13 protein-coding genes and 1 pseudogene are annotated in these 17,033 nt (G+C 70.8%); 6 read left to right on the top strand and 8 right to left on the bottom strand.

From position 1 onward, the window contains the following. Positions 1-339: 339 nt before the first annotated feature. A pseudogene (locus tag ADK54_RS47240) lies at positions 340-1,059 on the top strand (sugar phosphate isomerase/epimerase family protein); the annotation flags it as partial. On the opposite strand, the gene ADK54_RS42900 reads toward ADK54_RS47240, so the two are convergent. Beyond that, positions 998-1,978, bottom strand: a complete 981-nt coding sequence (locus ADK54_RS42900) for an EamA family transporter (protein ID WP_078966133.1) — start codon at positions 1,976-1,978, stop codon at positions 998-1,000. The pseudogene ADK54_RS47240 and the gene ADK54_RS42900 overlap by 62 nt on opposite strands. Before the next feature lie 89 nt (positions 1,979-2,067). Between ADK54_RS42900 and ADK54_RS05035 the strand changes: the two genes are divergently transcribed. Beyond that, the gene (locus tag ADK54_RS05035; protein ID WP_053724298.1) at positions 2,068-2,973 is read left to right on the top strand and encodes a LysR family transcriptional regulator; all 906 of its coding nucleotides are present in this window, start codon (positions 2,068-2,070) and stop codon (positions 2,971-2,973) included. Here the strand turns inward: ADK54_RS05035 and ADK54_RS05040 are convergent. Continuing rightward, on the bottom strand, positions 2,963-3,259 hold the full coding sequence (locus ADK54_RS05040; RefSeq protein ID WP_053724299.1) for a DUF397 domain-containing protein: 297 nt from the start codon (positions 3,257-3,259) through the stop codon (positions 2,963-2,965). The genes ADK54_RS05035 and ADK54_RS05040 overlap by 11 nt on opposite strands. After that, positions 3,246-4,070, bottom strand: coding sequence for a helix-turn-helix domain-containing protein (locus ADK54_RS05045; protein ID WP_053724300.1), 825 nt, complete (start codon positions 4,068-4,070; stop codon positions 3,246-3,248). Before ADK54_RS05045 ends, ADK54_RS05040 begins: the two co-directional genes overlap by 14 nt. Before the next feature lie 128 nt (positions 4,071-4,198). Here ADK54_RS05045 and ADK54_RS05050 point away from each other — a divergent pair, with 128 nt between their 5' ends. The 4 genes from ADK54_RS05050 (at position 4,199) to ADK54_RS05065 (ending at position 8,217) form a co-directional block, all read left to right on the top strand. Beyond that, a complete protein-coding gene (locus ADK54_RS05050) occupies positions 4,199-4,405 on the top strand; it encodes a hypothetical protein (protein ID WP_234391924.1) in 207 nt (68 codons plus the stop codon). Between the two features lie 200 nt (positions 4,406-4,605). Further along, the gene (locus tag ADK54_RS05055) at positions 4,606-5,061 is read left to right on the top strand and encodes a carboxymuconolactone decarboxylase family protein (RefSeq protein ID WP_053724302.1); all 456 of its coding nucleotides are present in this window, start codon (positions 4,606-4,608) and stop codon (positions 5,059-5,061) included. A 562-nt stretch (positions 5,062-5,623) separates the two neighbouring features. Then, positions 5,624-7,435 (top strand): glycoside hydrolase family 3 protein, encoded by a 1,812-nt coding sequence (locus ADK54_RS05060; protein WP_053724303.1) that lies wholly within the window; start codon positions 5,624-5,626, stop codon positions 7,433-7,435. 266 nt (positions 7,436-7,701) lie between these two features. Continuing rightward, complete coding sequence (locus tag ADK54_RS05065; protein ID WP_324610134.1) at positions 7,702-8,217, top strand: hypothetical protein; 516 nt, start codon at positions 7,702-7,704, stop codon at positions 8,215-8,217. A 184-nt stretch (positions 8,218-8,401) separates the two neighbouring features. Here the strand turns inward: ADK54_RS05065 and ADK54_RS05070 are convergent, their stop codons facing one another. The 5 genes from ADK54_RS05070 to speB form a co-directional block, all read right to left on the bottom strand. Continuing rightward, complete coding sequence (locus ADK54_RS05070) at positions 8,402-9,808, bottom strand: S28 family serine protease (RefSeq protein ID WP_053724305.1); 1,407 nt, start codon at positions 9,806-9,808, stop codon at positions 8,402-8,404. Positions 9,809-9,926: 118 nt separating this feature from the next. Further along, positions 9,927-10,319, bottom strand: a complete 393-nt coding sequence (locus ADK54_RS05075) for a hypothetical protein (protein WP_234391925.1) — start codon at positions 10,317-10,319, stop codon at positions 9,927-9,929. A 95-nt stretch (positions 10,320-10,414) separates the two neighbouring features. After that, the gene (locus ADK54_RS05080) at positions 10,415-14,137 is read right to left on the bottom strand and encodes an ABC transporter ATP-binding protein (RefSeq protein WP_053724306.1); all 3,723 of its coding nucleotides are present in this window, start codon (positions 14,135-14,137) and stop codon (positions 10,415-10,417) included. Positions 14,138-14,249: 112 nt separating this feature from the next. Further along, the gene (locus ADK54_RS05085; protein ID WP_053724307.1) at positions 14,250-15,920 is read right to left on the bottom strand and encodes a thiamine pyrophosphate-binding protein; all 1,671 of its coding nucleotides are present in this window, start codon (positions 15,918-15,920) and stop codon (positions 14,250-14,252) included. Continuing rightward, positions 15,920-16,888, bottom strand: a complete 969-nt coding sequence (speB, locus tag ADK54_RS05090) for an agmatinase (protein ID WP_053724308.1) — start codon at positions 16,886-16,888, stop codon at positions 15,920-15,922. Before speB ends, ADK54_RS05085 begins: the two co-directional genes overlap by 1 nt. Between the last annotated feature and the right edge of the window lie 145 nt (positions 16,889-17,033).

The following is a 17,033-nucleotide window of genomic DNA, read 5'->3' on the forward strand; positions in this document are numbered from 1 at the left end:
TCCTGGCATCTTCAGCCCGTCATGGGGTCCCCCCTGGCCCTTGAGGCCTTGGGGGAGTTTGAGGACGAGCGCCCTTCAGGCGCGAACGGGGTCTGGGGCAGAGCCCCAGGGAACGACCACCAGGCAACAGCCGAACGACACCCCCGGAGGGTCTCGGGACGGGGTGGGGTGGGGCCTCCCGGGGTCTGGGGCGGAGCCCCAGGGGCTTCAACCCCCGGAGGCCACGCGGCGGAGCCGCACAGTGTCACAGCGGGAAGGGGCGGGGTGGGGGAAAATCCCCCCGAGCCGAAAGGACCCGCCCCCATGAAGTTCGCCCTCTCCACCCTAGGCCTCCCCGGCATGCCGATCCCCGAGGTCGCCCGCCTGGCCGCCCGCACCGGCTACCACGGCGTAGAACTCCGTGCCCACCCCGAATCCCACATCCACCCCCACCTCGACCCCGCCCAACGCAAGGCAATCACCGCCGAGTTCAAGGCATCCGGCATCGAGATCCTCTCCATCGCCGGCTACGCCCGAGTCGCAGACCCGCACGACGACGCCGACCTCCCCCAACTCCTCACCCTCGCAAGAGACTTGGGAGCCAGCTACATCCGCGTCTTCCCCGGAGCAACCGGAGCGACCGGCGCGACCGGCGGGTCCGACAACGCCGACAACGCCGACACCGACGCCGACGCCGACGCCGACGACACAGCCGTCCAACGACTGGCCGAAGCCGCCCAGCACGCAGCCGCCACCGGCATCCGCATCCTCCTCGAAACCCACGACTCCCACCGCACAGGCGAAGCAACCGCCCGAGTCCTGAACCGCGCAGTAAACCGCCTCGGAGACGGAAAGAGCGTCGGCGCCCTCTGGGACGTCATGCACACCTGGCTCGGCGGCGAGACCCCCGCCGAGTCCTACGGACACCTCGCACCCCACCTCGGCTACACCCAGGTGAAGGACATCGCGTCGGCGAGCGACACCACCCCCCTCCCCCTCGGCAAGGGCGTACTCCCCCTCAGCGAGTGCCTCGCTCTGCTGCCGCCGGACGGCTGGGTCTGCTGGGAGTACGAGAAGCGCTGGTATCCCGAGGCCGCCCCCCTCCCGGGGCTGCTCCAAGCCGGACGGGAGTACCTGACGCAACTGCTGGCCGGGACAGCGAAGTAAGGCCCACCCCGCCCACAAGCAGCGCCGCCGCACACCACCGCAGCGGCGTCACCGACTCCCCAAGGAGCACCGCCGCCGACGACATCCCGAACACCGGCACCAGCAGGCTGAACGGCGCCACCGACGACGCCGGGTAGCGGCGCAGCAGCATCCCCCACGCCCCGAAGCCGAACACCGTACTGATCCATGCCACGTACACCAGCGCCCCCGCCCCGCTCCAGTCGAACCCCGCCAGCGCCTCGGCAGCCCGCCCCGGCCCCTCGAAGAGCAGCGAAAGGACCAGCAGCGGGAGTACGGGGACCACCGACACCCACACCATGAAGTTCAGCGCGTCCGGCGGGGCCGCCTTGCGGGTCAGTACGTTCGACACGCCCCAGCACGCCGCCGCCCCCACCGTCAGCGCGAAGGCGAGCAGCGGGCCGCCCGACCCCTCGTCCACCCCCGCCACGACGATCCCCGCCAGCGCCACACCCATCCCCAACAGCCGTACGCGGCCCGGACGTTCCCCCAGTACGGTCATCGCCACGACCGCCGTGAACACAGCCTGGATCTGAAGGACGAGGGACGAAAGACCGGCCGGCATTCCCTGGCTCATCCCGATGAACAGCAGCCCGAACTTCGCCACCCCCAGCACCAGCCCCACCGCCACGATCCACTTCCAGGCCACCTTGGGCCGCCCCACGAAGAACACGGCGGGCAGCGCCGCGACCAGGAAACGCAGGGCGGAGAACAGCAGCGGCGGGAAGTGGCCGAGGCCCACGTCGATGACGACGAAGTTGACCCCCCAGACGGCAGTGACAAGCACGGCGAGGGCGATGTGTACGGGACGCATGCGTCGAGGATCACCGCCCCCGACCATTCAGCACCAGCGCGGATTCCTTGATGATGGGATGAAGCAACGCTTAATCCCAGGAGGGGCTCGTGCTCGATCTGGCCCGGCTGCGCGCACTGCACGCGGTCCACGTCCACGGCTCGGTCGCCGCCGCTGCCGCCGCGCTCGGCTACACCCCGTCCGCGATCTCCCAGCAGATCACCAAGCTGGAGCGCGAGACCCGTACGACCCTCCTGGAGCGGCGCGGCCGGGGCATCGCCCTCACCGAGGACGCACTCCATCTCGCTTCTGCAGCAAGGGAGTTGATGGACATCGTCGAGCGTACGGAGACCACGCTCGAAGAGCGGCGCGGCCTGCCCACCGGACGCCTCACGGTGGGCGCCTTCGCGACAGCGGCGCGCGGCCTGCTCCCGGCAGCCCTCGCCTCCCTGACCCGCCAACACCCCACTCTGGAAACGAGGTTGTCCGAAGTCGACCCGCACGTCTCGGTCGACCTGGTGGCCAAGGGCGTCATCGATCTGGCCGTCGCACACGACTGGGACATCGCCCCACTGCCCGCCCCCGAGGGCGTCGAGCACGCATCCATCGGCGACGACCACTGCGACGTACTGGTCCCGGCGGGCCACCCCCTGGCCGCCCGCCCCGCGATCCGCCGCGCCGACCTCACCCACGAGCCCTGGATCTGCCAGCCACCCGGCTCGGTCTGCCACGACTGGCTCGTACGCACCCTGCGCGCCGACGGCCACGAGCCCGATCTGCGCCACCAGGCGGCCGAGTACCACACCCAACTCGCCCTGGTGGCAGCCGGGTTGGGCATAGCCCTGATCCCACGACTGGGCCGGGGCCCGCTTCCCGAGGGCGTCGTGGCCCTACACCTCGACCCGGTACCGACTCGCCACCTGTACGCACTCTGGCGCACGGGAGCGGCCCGCCGCCCGGCGATCAGGGCTGCGGTTCACGCCCTCCGGGAAGCGTGGGCGAACCTCAGCCGCTGACCCCGTCAGCCTTGACCGCCTCCACGAACGAGGTCCAGGCCCCCGCCCCGAACACGACAGCGGGCCCGGTCGGGTTCTTGCTGTCCCGCACGGGCACGCACCCCGAGCAGGAGTCGCTGAACTCCAGGCAGTCGCCGCCACTTGCACCGCTGTACGAGGACTTCCGCCAGGTCGCGTACGCCTCGCTGACTTCCAGGCATGCGCCGCTCTCGCCGCCGCTGTAGCTGGACTTCCGCCAGGCGGGCAACACCGAGGCGTCGGGGACTATCTGCTCACTGCGCTCCATGCCCGTAATCCTCCGCCACGGACTTGATCAGCGCCAGAGACTTCCGGTGCGACAACGCGTCCCCGAGGGCGTGATCGTAAGCCACCTGGCAGTCCCGGACCACGGACGGGAGTTCCCATACCCTGCCGGTATTCAAGGCCTCCACGTAGGCGACGGGCGGGAGTTCCTCGAACCACATCAGAGAAACCACGCCCTCCAGCAACGCGTGGGCTCCCGCCGCGAAGGGGAGCACGTGCACACGGATACGGCGGCACTCTCCCAACGCCGCGATGTGTCGCAGCTGTTCGCACATCACGGACGGACCGCCGATAGGGCGTCGCAGCACATCCTCGTCGATCAGCGCCCACACCACGGGCGAGCTGAACTTGTCGAGTATGCGGGCCCGTTCGAGGCGGGTGCTGAGCAGCTTGTCACGCTCCTCATCGCTCCTTGGCGGATGCCCCGAGCTGAGCACTTCGCGCGCGTACGCCTCCGTCTGAAGAATTCCGGGCACCAGCTTGGGTCCGTATACGCGGATCACCGAGGCCTGGCCCTCGAACTCCAGCGCTTCTGCGAAGTGTTCAGCCACACTGCGGCCATCCAGCGTCGGCAGGAACCGCTCGAAAAACCCATCAGTACCCAGCACCTTGTCCAGCCGACGCGCATCGTCCAGAGTCGGCCGCCTCCGCCCCGCCTCGATGTGGGCGATGTGCGTGCGCGACATCACCGCACGCTCGCTGAGCTCTTCCTGCGTGAGCCCGGCCGCCTCCCTCCGGGCCCTGAGTTCCTCGCCGTACTTGATGCGGGAAACGGGGTTGTCCTCGATTGCCACGACACCAACTCCTTTGCGTGCAGGCTGCGTTGTCACGCTCTGTGCACTAGCCAGCGTACGGATAGTGACCTCACGCTGTAAGTGGAACAGCACACACAGTGAGAGGCAGTCGTATGGGAGCCCACGCCATGGGGGCGTTCGTCGCCCACACCGGTACGGATGTGTACGGACCCGGCAAGGTGATCGGCACGGACGGTGACTGGCGGCGCGTCCGGTTCGTGTACTTCGTCGCGACCGTCGCCGTGGGCGATCTGCGCCCGGCCTCTCCGCAGGAAGAAGGGGAAGTGCGCGCATGGCTGAGGGAGAAGGCCGTCCGACATGGGGGCAACTGGTAGCGGGGCCCGCGCTGGCGTTGCGGGTGTCGCGGGACGGTGGGCGGACGTGGGAGCCGTACGTCATGCCGCGCCCCGGGGAGGAAGCCATGCAGGGGCTCGAAAAAGAAATTGGGCGCGACTGTCACATCCCCGTACCCCCGCGCGTCAGGGCAGTGAAAGCGAAGGACGAAGCAGGCCCGCCAGATACAGGAGTCGCAGCCATGCAGGCACGTATGACGAACCCCGCACAGGTCATCCCCAGCGCGATGCCGGCCATTCTGAGCGTGATCAAGGCCGCCAAGGAAGGCGGGGTGGACGAGTCCACCCTGGAGCTGGTGCACCTGCGGGCCAGCCAGATCAACGGATGCGCGCCGTGCGTCTACGGCGGCGTCACGAGCGCCCGCAAGAACGGGGTGAGCGAGGACCAGCTGGCCACCGTCGTCACGTGGCGGGAGGCGCCGTACTTCAGCGACGCCGAGCGGGCGGCGCTCGCGCTGGCCGAGGCCGCCACCCGGCTCGCCGACCGCCCGGACGCGGTGTCCGACGAGGTGTGGGACGAGGCGGCCCGGCACTACGACGAGAAGGGGCTCGCCTCGCTGGTCCTCATGATCGGCGTGACCAACCTCTTCAACCGGCTCAACGCCACGACGCGGCAGATCGCGGGCGCGGCCTGGTAGCAACACCGGTGCGAGGCGATGCGCGCCACGGGGGTGCGGCGCATCGCCGCGAGCGGCGCCGGTGCATCACCTCGATCGGCGCCGAACCGTCGCCTCGTCGGCCCATCAGACCGTCGCGCCGAACGTCCGCCACCTGGTCAACTTCCATACCAATTCGGCGAATTGGGGACGGGGAGGGAACCCACCCGGGGCCGCCTCCGTCCAACGTACGTACTGCCGGTGAGTCTCCGCAGAGCGGTGTCGGCATCGCCGCTGGCCGCGAGCGCCGACCCCCTCTCCAGCCGCCTGCGGCCGGCAGCACGCCGCCATCGGTGCGAACCCCTCCGACTGCACCGGTGGCGGCCCCTCCCTCCGATGCCCTCCTGATGTCCCCCTGATGCCCCTCTGATGGCAGAGCCACGCCGTACGGCCTTGTGCGCATAGCCTTGACTGGCAATAACTTTCCGGATAACGGTTCGCCTTGGAAGTTTCTTCCACTTTGGAGTCGCTTCCGCTACGGAAGTCGCTTCCACTTCGGAAGTCTCTTCCGCTTCCCTGGGCAACACCGCTGGAAGGAGCGCACGTGCAGCACCGCACCTCAAGACGCAGCCTCCTGACCACCACCGCCGCAGTGGCCGCCATAACCGCCCTGGGCTCCCAGTTCCCCGCCCGCGCCTCGGACGCCGCCACCACCGACCGCCGGCTTCGCGCGATCATCGCCCGCATGTCGGTCGAGGAGAAGATCGGCCAGCTCTTCGTGATGCGGGTGTACGGGCACTCCGCGACCGCCCCCGACCAGGCGGACATCGACGCCAACCTCCGCGAGCTCGGGGTGCGCGACGCCGCCGAGCTGATCGCGAAGTACCACGTCGGCGGCATCATCTACTTCACCTGGGCGCACAACACCCGCGACCCGCACCAGATCGCCGACCTCTCCAACGGCATCCAGGCCGCCGGTCTCGCCCAGCGCGTCCCGCTGCCGCTGCTGATCGCGACCGACCAGGAGCACGGCGCGGTGTGCCGGGTCGGCAGGCCGGCCACGCTCTTCCCCGGCGCGATGGCGATGGGCGCGGGCGGCTCGACCGGGGACGCCCGCACGCTGGGCCGCATCTCGGGCGCGGAGCTCGCGGCGATCGGCATCCGGCAGGACTACTCCCCGGACGCCGACGTGAACATCAACCCGGCCAACCCGGTGATCGGCGTACGGTCCTTCGGCGCGGATCCCGCGGCCGTGGCCCGCATGGTCGCGGCCGAGGTGCGCGGCTATCAGGACTCCTCGGTCGCCGCGACCGCCAAGCACTTCCCGGGGCACGGCGACACCAGCGTCGACAGCCACACCGGCATCCCGGTGATCACGCACACCCGGGAGCAGTGGGAGCGGCTGGACGCTCCGCCGTTCAAGGCCGCGATCGACGCCGGGATCGACGCGATCATGACGGCCCACATCCAGTTCCCGGCCCTGGACCCGAGCAACGACCCGGCCACGCTCTCGCACCCGATCCTGACCGGCATCCTGCGCGAACAGCTCGGCTACGACGGGGTCGTGATCACGGACTCGCTGGGCATGCAGGGCGTGCGCGACAAGTACGGCGACGACCGGGTGCCCGTGCTCGCCCTGAAGGCGGGCGTGGACCAGCTCCTGGACCCACCAAAGCTGGACGTGGCGGTGAGCGGGGTGCGCGCGGCCGTGGCAAGCGGCGAACTGCCGGAATCCCGCCTGGACGAATCGATCCTCCGCATCCTGCGGCTGAAGGACCGGCGGGGTCTGTTCACCCGCCCGTATGTCACCGCGCGGGGCGTGGACCGGACGGTCGGCAGGCGGGCGCATCTGGCCGCAGCCGACGAGATCGCCGAACGCACGACGACCCTGCTGGCCAACCCGCACGGCCTGCTCCCCCTCTCCAGCCACGACCGCGTCTTGATCGCGGGCGCCGACCCTGACTCCCCGTCGGGCACCACGGGCCCTCCGACGGCGATCCTCTCCTCGGCCCTGACCGAACTGGGCTTCCGCACAACGGTGTTGCCCACGGGCACGCTGCCGTCGCCGGCCCAGATCGAGGCGGCGGTCGCGGCCGCTTCGGGCCAGGACGCGGTGATCGTGGGCACGTACGACGCGGGGGCGGGCGGCGCGCAGAGCAGGCTGGTGGCGGCGCTGGTCGCAACGGGCGTGCCGGTGATCCACCTCGCCCTCCGCAACCCGTACGACATCGCATACTTGGCGACCGGGTACGCGGCCTCGCTGGCGACGTACTGCTGGACGGACGTCGAACTCCGGGCGGCAGCAAGGGTGTTGGCCGGCCGGGCCCGCCCAACCGGCCGCCTCCCGGTCGCGGTCCCCCGCGCCGACGACCCTACGCAAGATCTCTATCCGATCGGCTACGGCCTGTCGTACTAGCCGTACGCCGCAGCCCCGGCCCACCACCCCCAAGTGACGCAAAGCCCCCCGGACACCTGGCGTGCACCCGCTCCCACGGGTCACGCTTGGGTCGTATCCGGGGGGTTCTGGGGGGTCGTATGCGTACGTACCGTTTGGCGTGTTTGGTGTGCCTGTTGCTGCTCACGGCGTTGGGGTGCCGGGGAGTGGGGGGCGGCGGCTCGGCGACGGAGCTGTCGACGGTGTCACCGTCGGGTTCGCCTTCGGCATCGTCCTCGGCTTCGTCCTTGCCTTCATCGGGACCGTTCCTCGCCACGGGCGGGTGCGCCTCGCGCGAGGGGGCGGTGGGCGACACGAAGGACTTCCACGAGGTGCCCTGCACGAGCGAGCGGGCGGTGGCGAAGGTCCTGGCCCGCCGGGACGGGGCGGTGGCGAAAGGGGCGGTGGTGGACTGCCCGCTGTACACGGACTTCGTGCTGTACGTGTCCGAGAGCGTGCCGTCGGCGGCGGCGAGCGGGGACGGGAGCGTGTCGCGGGGGTACGCCTGCATGCGCAACCTGGAGGCGCCGCATCCGGGCGACCCCGGGATGGGGGGCGGGCCGTACACGGTGGTGGGGGACTGCGTGTACGCGGCGGGCGCGGACCAGGTGAAGGAGACGGCGTGCGACGGGTCGGGGGTGCGTGCGCCGCAGTACCGAGTGGTGTCGGCGGTTCCGAGCCGTGCGGCGTGCGCTTCTTCGACGGCGCTGTACGTGCAGCTGACGGGGGGTCAGGGGGCGGTGGGCTGCGCTCGTCGGGTGTGACCTTTCCCCCCCCCGCCCCTTCCCGAGACCCTCCGGGGGCGGCTCCCCCGGAACGGACCTCAGCCCACTTCCACCCCCGGAGGGTCTAGGGGAAGGGGCGGGGTGGGGGCAAAACGGGGTCTGGGGCGGAACCCCAGGGACGCTGGCCCGCCAGGATTGCCCCGGGCAGGCCAGCCCCCCCCGGCTACGGGCGCAGTGCCGGTTCGCGCTGCAGCGGGGCCGCGTCCAGCTTCGCGTCAAAGCCGGCCTGCGGCTTCGCGGGCGCTCCGCTCAGCCCCGCCCAGCGCAGGATCGACGCCGTCGCCGCCGACTTCGCGTCCGGCGCCAGCAGGCCCACCTTCGAGCCGTGGTTGCCGCCCGCCACCGTGTAGACGTAGGAGTCATGTGCCCCCGCGCCCAGAGCGAATCGCTCCGCACCCCACGGGTCGTTCTGGCCGTACACGTACAGCATGTGGTCCGCGTGGTGCTTGACCCACGTGTCGACGTCCCGCATCGCCCACGGCTGGAACCGCATCGGGATGTCCCGCGGCACGAAGTTCCGCGGCGGCTGGTAGCCGTAGCGGCTCAGCTTGCCAAGCCAGGGCTGCTTGATGGTGGGCGAGCCCAGCTGCGTACCGGCCTGGTAGTAGTACGCCGTGTACGGGGACAGGCCCTGGTCGGTGTAGAAGGAGAAGCCGGAGATCGTGTCGACGGAGTCCCAGATCGCCTGGTCGGTGGCGTGCGCCGCGTCCGCCGGGATCGTCGAGCAGTCGGCAAGCAGGTGGTACTGCCAGAAGCCCCAGACGTAGTCGAGCACGACCGCCTCGTACGCCTTGTCCAGCGTGCCCACCGTCTTGAAGGTGTAGCCGTTCGCGGTCGCGTAGTCCTGGTACTTCTTCTCCAGGGACCCGCGCCGCACCAGCGCCTCGCGCTGCACGCCCTCCAGCTTGTCGCGGCACTCCTTGGTGCCGACCGTCCGGAAGAACCGGTCGTAGGCCGAATCCTCGTTGTTCACCACGTCGTTGGGGGCAACGTACGAGACGACGCCGTCCATGTCGCGCGGGTAGAACCGCTTGTAGTACGTGGCCGTCATGCCGCCCTTCGAGGCGCCCGTGGTCAGCCAGTTCTTGGTGTAGATCGGCTTCAGGGCCTGGAATATGGCGTGCTGGTCGCTGGCCGCCTGCCAGATGTCGTCCTTGGACCAGTCGGCGGGCGTGGGCCGCGACGGCGCGAAGAACCGGTACTCGACGGAGACCTGGTTGCCGTCGACGATCTGCGTCGGCTCGGTGCGGCTGGGCGTCGTGGAGACCTCGTAGCCGCTCGTGTACATCACCGTCGGGCGGTCAACGTCCTTGTGCAGCACGGTGATTCGCTGCTGGAAGGTGGCCCGGCTGTACGGATTGGCGTGATCCACGGGCTGCGTGAAGTTCAGTACGAAGTAGCGGTAGCCGCTGTACGGCTTCTCTTCTATGAGACTCATCCCGGGTATCGCCAGGATGCGGTCCTTGATATCCGGCTCGGCGGCGGTGGCCGCCCCTGCCGCGGCTCCCGTCGCGGTCATCGTGCCTATCAGCACGACGAGCGACAGCAGCCATCTGAGCGCCTTGCGCATTCACACTCCCCTGTGGGGCCCCTGTGGGCATGGATCGTGGCCCCGCGAACCTAGCGGGGGCAACACCCGCCCCGCCAGACCCGGTTGACCTTCACAAGGGGCTTTCGTCCAGCAGGGCTCAGCAGACCCAGCCCGTCTCCGCCGAACTCCCCGCTATCGCCCCGGCCGCCCGCACGCACCGGCCGCCCGAGTGCACGGTGACCGGGCCCGCCATCCTCGTGTACGCGCCCGAGTCGCCGGCCGGGGCGCCGCCCCGGGCCTGGATCGTCACCGACATCTGGCGCCGGGCGCCCGGGGTCTTCGCCGCGGTCACCGCGCACGCGTACCCGTTGCCCTTGTACAGCCGCAGCTCGCCCGTACTGAACCCGACCGTCTTCACCGGCCGCCCCGCACACGCGGCCGCCGCGGCCGCGCTGCCGCCGCCCGGCCCGAACACGACAAGCCCGCCCGACGCCACGAGCACGGCCAGCGCCGGTCCCAGGAGCCTCCTGTTGCCCACCCCACCGAACACGCTTGCACCCTTCAGCCACTTGAGCGTATGTGTGGGGATGGACGCGCCCGGCCGCCCGAATGGTTCTCCGGGCGGCCCACAGGGTGAGACGGCCGTCAGACGGCCACGGCGTCGGCCTCCGCCTCGCCGACGAACGTGCGCCACAGGCGGGCGTACTTGCCGTCCAGGGCGAGGAGCTCATCGTGCGTGCCGTCCTCGGCGACCCGGCCGTGGTCCATCACGATCACCCGGTCCGCGCGGGCCGCCGTCGTCAGGCGGTGCGCGACGACCAGCGTCGTACGGCGGCCGGTGAGGCGTTCGGTGGCCTGGTTGACCTGGGCCTCTGTCGCGAGGTCCAGGGCAGCCGTCGCCTCGTCGAGCAGCAGGATGTCAGGGTCGACGAGCTCGGCGCGGGCCAGCGCGAGCAGCTGCCGCTGTCCCGCGGAGAGGTTGCGGCCGCGCTCGGCGACCTCGTGGAGGTAGCCGCCGTCGAGCGTGGCGATCATGTCGTGGGCGCCGACCGCGCGGGCCGCCGCCTCCACCTGGGCGTCGCTCGCGTCGGGCCGCCCGTACGCGATGGCGTCGCGGACCGTGCCCTCGAAGAGGTACGCCTCCTGCGGGACGACGCCGAGCCGGTGCCGGTAGGCGGTGATGTCCAGGTCGCGCAGGTCCGTGCCGTCGGCGGTGACCCGGCCGCCCGTCGGGTCGTAGAACCGCGCGACCAGCTTGACGAGGGTGGACTTCCCGGCGCCGGTCTCGCCGACGAACGCGACGGTCTGGCCCGCGGGTATGCGGACGTCGACCCCGCTCAGCGCCTCTTCGTCGTCGCCGTACGCGAAGTCGACGTTCTCGAAGGCGATCTCGCCGCGCAGCGACAGGACGTCGAGCGGCTCGGCGGCCTCCTCGGTGGAGGTCTTCTCCTGGAGCAGTTCCTGGATGCGCCCCAGCGAGACGGCCGCCTGCTGGTAGCCGTCGAAGACCTGCGAGAGCTGCTGTACGGGGGCGAAGAACAGGTCGATGTACAGCAGGTACGCGACCAGGGCGCCCGTGGTGAGGGTGCCGTTGTCGACCCGGCCCGCGCCCACGATCAGCACGGCCGCGGCAGCCACCGACGACAGGAGCTGCACGAACGGGAAGTACACCGAGATCAGCCACTGGCCGCGCACGCGCGCCTGGCGGTAGTGGTCGCTGCGGTCCGCGAACCGCTCGGCCCCGTCGTGCTCGCGCCGGAACGCCTGCACGATGCGCAGCCCGGACACCGACTCCTGGAGGTCTGCGTTGACGGCGCTGACCCGCTCGCGGGCGAGCTCGTAGGCCTGCACGCTCTTCTTGCGGAAGAAGTACGTGCCGACGATCAGCAGCGGAAGCGTCGCGAAGACGACGAGGGCGAGCTCGATGTCGATGACGAGCAGCGCCACCATGATGCCGAAGAACGTGACGACGGAGACGAACGCGGTGACCAGGCCCGTCTGGAGGAACGTGGAAAGCGCGTCCACGTCCGTCGTCATGCGGGTCATGATCCGGCCGGTCAACTCCCGCTCGTAGTAGTCGAGTCCGAGCCGCTGGAGCTGCGCGAAGATCTTCAGGCGCAGGGTGTAGAGGACGCGTTCGCCGGTGCGGCCGGTCATCCGGGTCTCGCCGGTCTGGGCGAGCCACTGGATGGCGACGGTGACGAGCGCGAGCCCGGAGGCGGCCCAGACCGCGCCGAGCGCGAGCTGGGTGACGCCCTGGTCGATGCCGTGCCGGATGAGGACCGGCAGGACCAGCGAGCCGCCCGCGTCGATCGCGACGAGGAGGAGGCTGACGAGGAGGGGAAGGCCGAAGCCGCGCAGCAGCCTGCGCAGGCCGTAGGAGTCCTCGGCCTGGACGGCCTTCGCCTCGTCTATGCCGGGGGTGTCGGTCGCGGGCGGCAGCGCCTCGACCTGGGCGAGCAGCTCGGGCGTGGCGGGCATGCCGCCGGGGGCCGCCGAATCCGCCTTCTCCTCCCGGACCCACAGCGGCGGGGTGATGCCGCGCTCGACGTCGAACTCCGCGTCCAGTTCGTCCCGTACGGAGTGGTCTTCCTCGTCCGCGAGCGGGGCGGCCGGGAGGTGGCCGGGCGATACGGCGCCCAGCTCGTCGGGATCGGTGAGCAGGCGGCGGTACAGGGCGCTGTCGCGCTGGAGTTCCTCGTGGGTGCCGATCGCGGCGAGGCGTCCGCCGTCGAGGACGGCGATGCGGTCGGCGAGGCCGAGGGTGGAGCGGCGGTGCGCGATGAGCAGGGTGGTGCGGCCCGCCATGACCGACTTCAGCGCCTCGTGGATCTCGTGCTCGACGCGGGCGTCGACGGCCGAGGTCGCGTCGTCCAGGACGAGCAGGCGGGGGTCGGTGAGGATGGCGCGGGCGAGCGCGAGGCGCTGGCGCTGGCCGCCGGAGAGGGTGAGGCCGTGCTCGCCGACGGCGGTGTCGTAGCCGCCCGGAAGCTCGGCGATGAACCGGTCGGCCTGGGCGGCGCGCGCGGCCTTCTCGATCTCTTCCTGGGTGGCGTCCGGCTTTCCGTACGCGATGTTGGCGCGGACGGTGTCGGAGAACAGGAAGGAGTCCTCCGGTACGAGTCCGATGGCGGCGCGCAGCGAGGACAGGGTCAGCTCGCGCACGTCGCGGCCGCCGACGAGAACGGCGCCGTGCGAGACGTCGTAGAAGCGGGGCAGGAGCAGCGAGACGGTGGACTTGCCGGAGCCGGACGAGCCGACCACGGCGACGGTCTCGCCGGGCCGGATGTCGAGGGAGAAGCCCTTCAGGACGGGCCGCTCGTCGTCGTAGCCGAAGCTCACGTCGTCGAATTCGACGGTGGCGGGGGCGTCGGGCGACAGCTCCTCCTTGCCGTCCTCGATGGAGGGCTCGGTGTCGATGAGCTCCAGGACCCGCTCGACGCCGGCCCGGGCCTGCTGGCCGACGGTGAGCACCATGGCGAGCATGCGGACGGGCCCGACGAGCTGGGCGAGGTAGGTGGAGAACGCGACGAACGTGCCAAGGGTGATCTCACCGCGCGTGGCGAGCCAGCCGCCGAGCGCCAGCATCGCGACCTGGCCGAGCGCGGGGACGGCCTGGAGGGCCGGGGTGTAGCGGGAGTTCAGCTTGATCGTGCGAAGCCGCCCGGCGAAGAGGCACCGCCCGACCTCCCGCAGCTTGCCGGTCTCCTGGTCCTCCTGGCCGAAGCCCTTGACGACCCGGACCCCGGACACGGCGCCGTCGACGACCCCGGCGACGGCGGCGGCCTGGCCCTGGGCGTACCAGGTGGCGGGGAAGAGGCGGGTGCGGCTGCGCTTGGCGATGAACCAGAGGGCGGGCGCCACGGCGAGGGCGACCAGCGTGAGCAGCGGCGAGAGCCACGCCATGATCACGATGGAGATGATGAAGAGCAGGACGTTGCCGATGGTCATCGGCAACATGAAGAGGAGGCCCTGGATCAGCTGGAGGTCGCTGGTGGCCCGCCCGACGACCTGCCCGGTTGACAGCTCGTCCTGGCGCCGCCCGTCGAGCCGGGTGATCGTGCCGTACATCTCGGTGCGCAGGTCGTGCTGGACGTCGAGGGCGAGCCGCCCTCCGTAGTACCGCCGTATGTACGTGAGCCCGTACACCACGACGGCGGAGGCTATGAGGAGCCCGGTCCAGACGGCGAGGGAGCGCGTGTGGTGGCCGATGACGTCGTCGATGACCACCTTGGTGATCAGCGGGACGAGCGCCATGACGGCCATGCCGCCGAGCGACGAGCCGAGGGCCAGCACGACATTGCGCCGGTACCGCCAGGCGTACCCGGTCAGCCTGCGCCCCCACCCCTGTTGCGCACCCTCCGTCACGTGATTCCTCCCGTTGGTACCTGTCCTGCCGCAAGCCCCAACACGGGGGCCTGCGGATTTCATCCCGCCGCAACAAATACGGGACGTAAGGACTAGGACCACACCCGGCGCGCTACAGGTGCGTCGGCGCGAACATCTTCAGGAGGGCGGGCAGCACGACCACCGAGGGGCCAGGGGCGGCCAGCGCCTTGGAGAGGTCGGCGGTCAGGGTGTCCGCGCTCGTGCGGACCGCCGGGACGCCGAAGGACTCGGCGAGGGCGACGAAGTCCGGGCGGGCCAGTTCGGTGGCGGTGGCCTCGCCGAACGTGTCCGTCATGTACTCGCGCAGGATGCCGTAGCCGCCGTCGTCGACGATCAGCCAGGTGACCGGCAGGTCGTACTGCTTGGCGGTGGCGAGCTCGGCGATCGAGTACATGGCCCCGCCGTCGCCGGACACCGCGAGGACCGGGCGGCCGGGGTCGGCGACGGCCGCACCGAGCGCCGCCGGGAAGCCGTAGCCGAGGCCCCCCGCGCCCTGCGCCGAGTGCATCGCGCCGGGCCAGGCGGACCAGGCCCAGTACGCGAGGATCGTCATGTCCCAGAAGCTGGGCGCCCCCGCGGGCAGGGCCTCGCGCACGGCGGCCAGGATGCGCTGCTCCTCGCCGAGGTCCTGCGCGTCGATACGGGCCCGTACCTTCGCCAGGACGGTCCGTACCCGCTCGGCCGCCGTCGCGTCCGTACGGTCCGGGACCGTTTCGAGCAGGGCCTGGAGGGCGATGCGGGCGTCCGCGTGGATGCCGAGGGCCGGGTGGTTGGACTCCAGCTTGCCGAGGTCGGCCTCGATCTGGATGATCCGGCCGCGCGGCTGGAAGGTGTGATAGTTCGACGACAGCTCGCCGAGCCCGGAGCCGACCACGAGCAGGACGTCCGCGTCCTCAAGGAAGTCCGTGGTGTGCCGGTCCTCCAGCCAGGACTGGAGCGAGAGCGGGTGCTCCCAGGGGAAGGCGCCCTTGCCGCCGAAGGTCGTCACGACCGGCGCGTCCAGCTTCTCGGCGAGCGCGAGGAGCTTGCCCGAGGCGTCGGCGCGTACGACTCCGCCGCCCGCGATGATCACCGGGCGGGCCGCGTTGGCCATCAACCCGGCTGCCACGGCGGTCAGTTCGGGGCGGGGGACGATGTCTTCGGGGAAGGCGTCCATGGGAGTGACGACGGGCAGGAGTGTCTCCGCGAGGAGCACGTCCTGCGGGATCTCCACCCACACCGGCCCGTGCGGCGCGGTCAGCGCCGACTCCCAGGCCGCGGCGATCGCCGACGGAATCTGCGACTGGCTGCGCACCGTATGGACGGACTTCACGACGTCACGGAAGGACGCCTTCTGGTCGCGCAGCTCGTGCAGATAGCCGTGCCGTCCGCCGCCAAGTCCCGCCGTGGGGACCTGACTTGAGATGGCGATGACCGGGGACGAGGCGGCCGCCGCCTCTTGGAGCGCGGCAAGGGAGGTCAGCGCGCCGGGGCCGGTCGAGAGCAGCAGCGGGGCCGCCTCGCCGGTGATCCGGCCGTACGCGTCGGCCGCGAAGCCCGCGTTGTTCTCGACCCTGAGCCCGATGTAGTCGAGGTCCGAGCGGCGCAGCGCGTCGAACATGCCGAGCGCGTGCTGGCCCGGCAGTCCGAACACGGTGGTGGCGCCGAGGCCCGCGAGGGTCTCGACGACCAGGTCACCGCCGCCCCGCCCGGCGGGAGGATTGAGGGCGGCAGCGGTCTGCGCCTCGGTCGGGCGCAGCACCACGTCGTGGTCGTGGGTCATCAGGCGGTCCGGGACGCCGCGATCTGGCGGGACATGATCGTCGTCAGCTCGTAGGCGGTGTGCGAGGCGGCCACGCTGGTGATCTCGGCGTGGTCGTAGGCCGGGGCGACCTCGACGACGTCGGCGGAGACCAGGTTGCAGGAAGCGAGGCCCCGCAGGATCTCCAGGAGCTCGCGCGAGGTCATGCCGCCGGCCTCGGGGGTGCCGGTGCCGGGCGCGTGGGCCGGGTCGAGGCAGTCGATGTCGATGGAGATGTAGAGCGGGCGGTCGCCGATGCGCTGGCGCAGCTGGTCGGCGACCTCGTCGGCGCCGCGCCGGTAGACGTCGGCGGAGGTGACGATGCCGAAGCCCATCTTCTCGTCGTCGGTCAGGTCCTGCTTGCCGTACAGCGGGCCGCGGGTGCCGACGTGGGAGAGCGCCTCGGTGTCGAGGATGCCCTCCTCGACGGCCCGGCGGAACGGGGTGCCGTGGGTGTACTCGGCGCCGAAGTAGGTGTCCCAGGTGTCGAGGTGCGCGTCGAAGTGGAGCAGCGCGACCGGGCCGTGCTTCTTGGCGACCGAGCGGAGCAGCGGCAGCGCGATGGTGTGGTCACCGCCGAGCGTCATCATGCGGGCGCCCGTCCCGAGAAGATCATCAGCGGCGGCCTCGATGGTCTCGACGGCCTCGTTGATGTTGAACGGGTTGGCCGCGATGTCACCGGCGTCGGCGACCTGGGCGAGCGCGAAGGGCGAGGCGTCCTGCGCCGGGTTGTACGGGCGAAGGAGGCGGGAGGCCTCGCGGATGGCGTTGCCGCCGAAGCGGGCGCCGGGGCGGTAGGACACACCGCTGTCGAAGGGCACACCGACGACGGCGACATCGGCGGTGCCGACCTCGTCGAGGCGGGGCAGCCGGGCGAAGGTCGCGGGCCCGGCGTACCGCGGGATGCGGGACGAGTCGATCGGACCGCGCGGCGTTTCGTTGCTGCTCATCTGAATTGCCCTTCGTTTCAGCGTTTATGCGCTTTATCAGTGTGACTCTAGTGACCTGAGTCGTTGATGCGTCGGCAGTAGTTGGCGAGGCTGTTGAGAATCTGGTCGGCGGTCTTGTGCCACACATAGGGGCGGGGGTTGGTGT

It is taken from the genome of Streptomyces sp. WM6378 (assembly GCF_001279695.1).
Taxonomy (GTDB): Bacteria; Actinomycetota; Actinomycetes; order Streptomycetales; family Streptomycetaceae; genus Streptomyces.

What these genes read in the sequence shown, in the direction of transcription:
- ADK54_RS05040 (WP_053724299.1), bottom strand. Translation starts at nt 3,259, where the DNA reads ATGGAGCGCAGTGAGCAGATAGTCCCCGACGCCTCGGTGTTGCCCGCC.
- speB (WP_053724308.1), bottom strand. Translation starts at nt 16,888, where the DNA reads ATGAGCAGCAACGAAACGCCGCGCGGTCCGATCGACTCGTCCCGCATC.
- ADK54_RS05085 (WP_053724307.1), bottom strand. Translation starts at nt 15,920, where the DNA reads ATGACCCACGACCACGACGTGGTGCTGCGCCCGACCGAGGCGCAGACC.
- ADK54_RS05070 (WP_053724305.1), bottom strand. Translation starts at nt 9,808, where the DNA reads ATGCGCAAGGCGCTCAGATGGCTGCTGTCGCTCGTCGTGCTGATAGGC.
- ADK54_RS42900 (WP_078966133.1), bottom strand. Translation starts at nt 1,978, where the DNA reads ATGCGTCCCGTACACATCGCCCTCGCCGTGCTTGTCACTGCCGTCTGG.
- ADK54_RS05050 (WP_234391924.1), top strand. Translation starts at nt 4,199, where the DNA reads ATGGGGGCGTTCGTCGCCCACACCGGTACGGATGTGTACGGACCCGGC.
- ADK54_RS05055 (WP_053724302.1), top strand. Translation starts at nt 4,606, where the DNA reads ATGCAGGCACGTATGACGAACCCCGCACAGGTCATCCCCAGCGCGATG.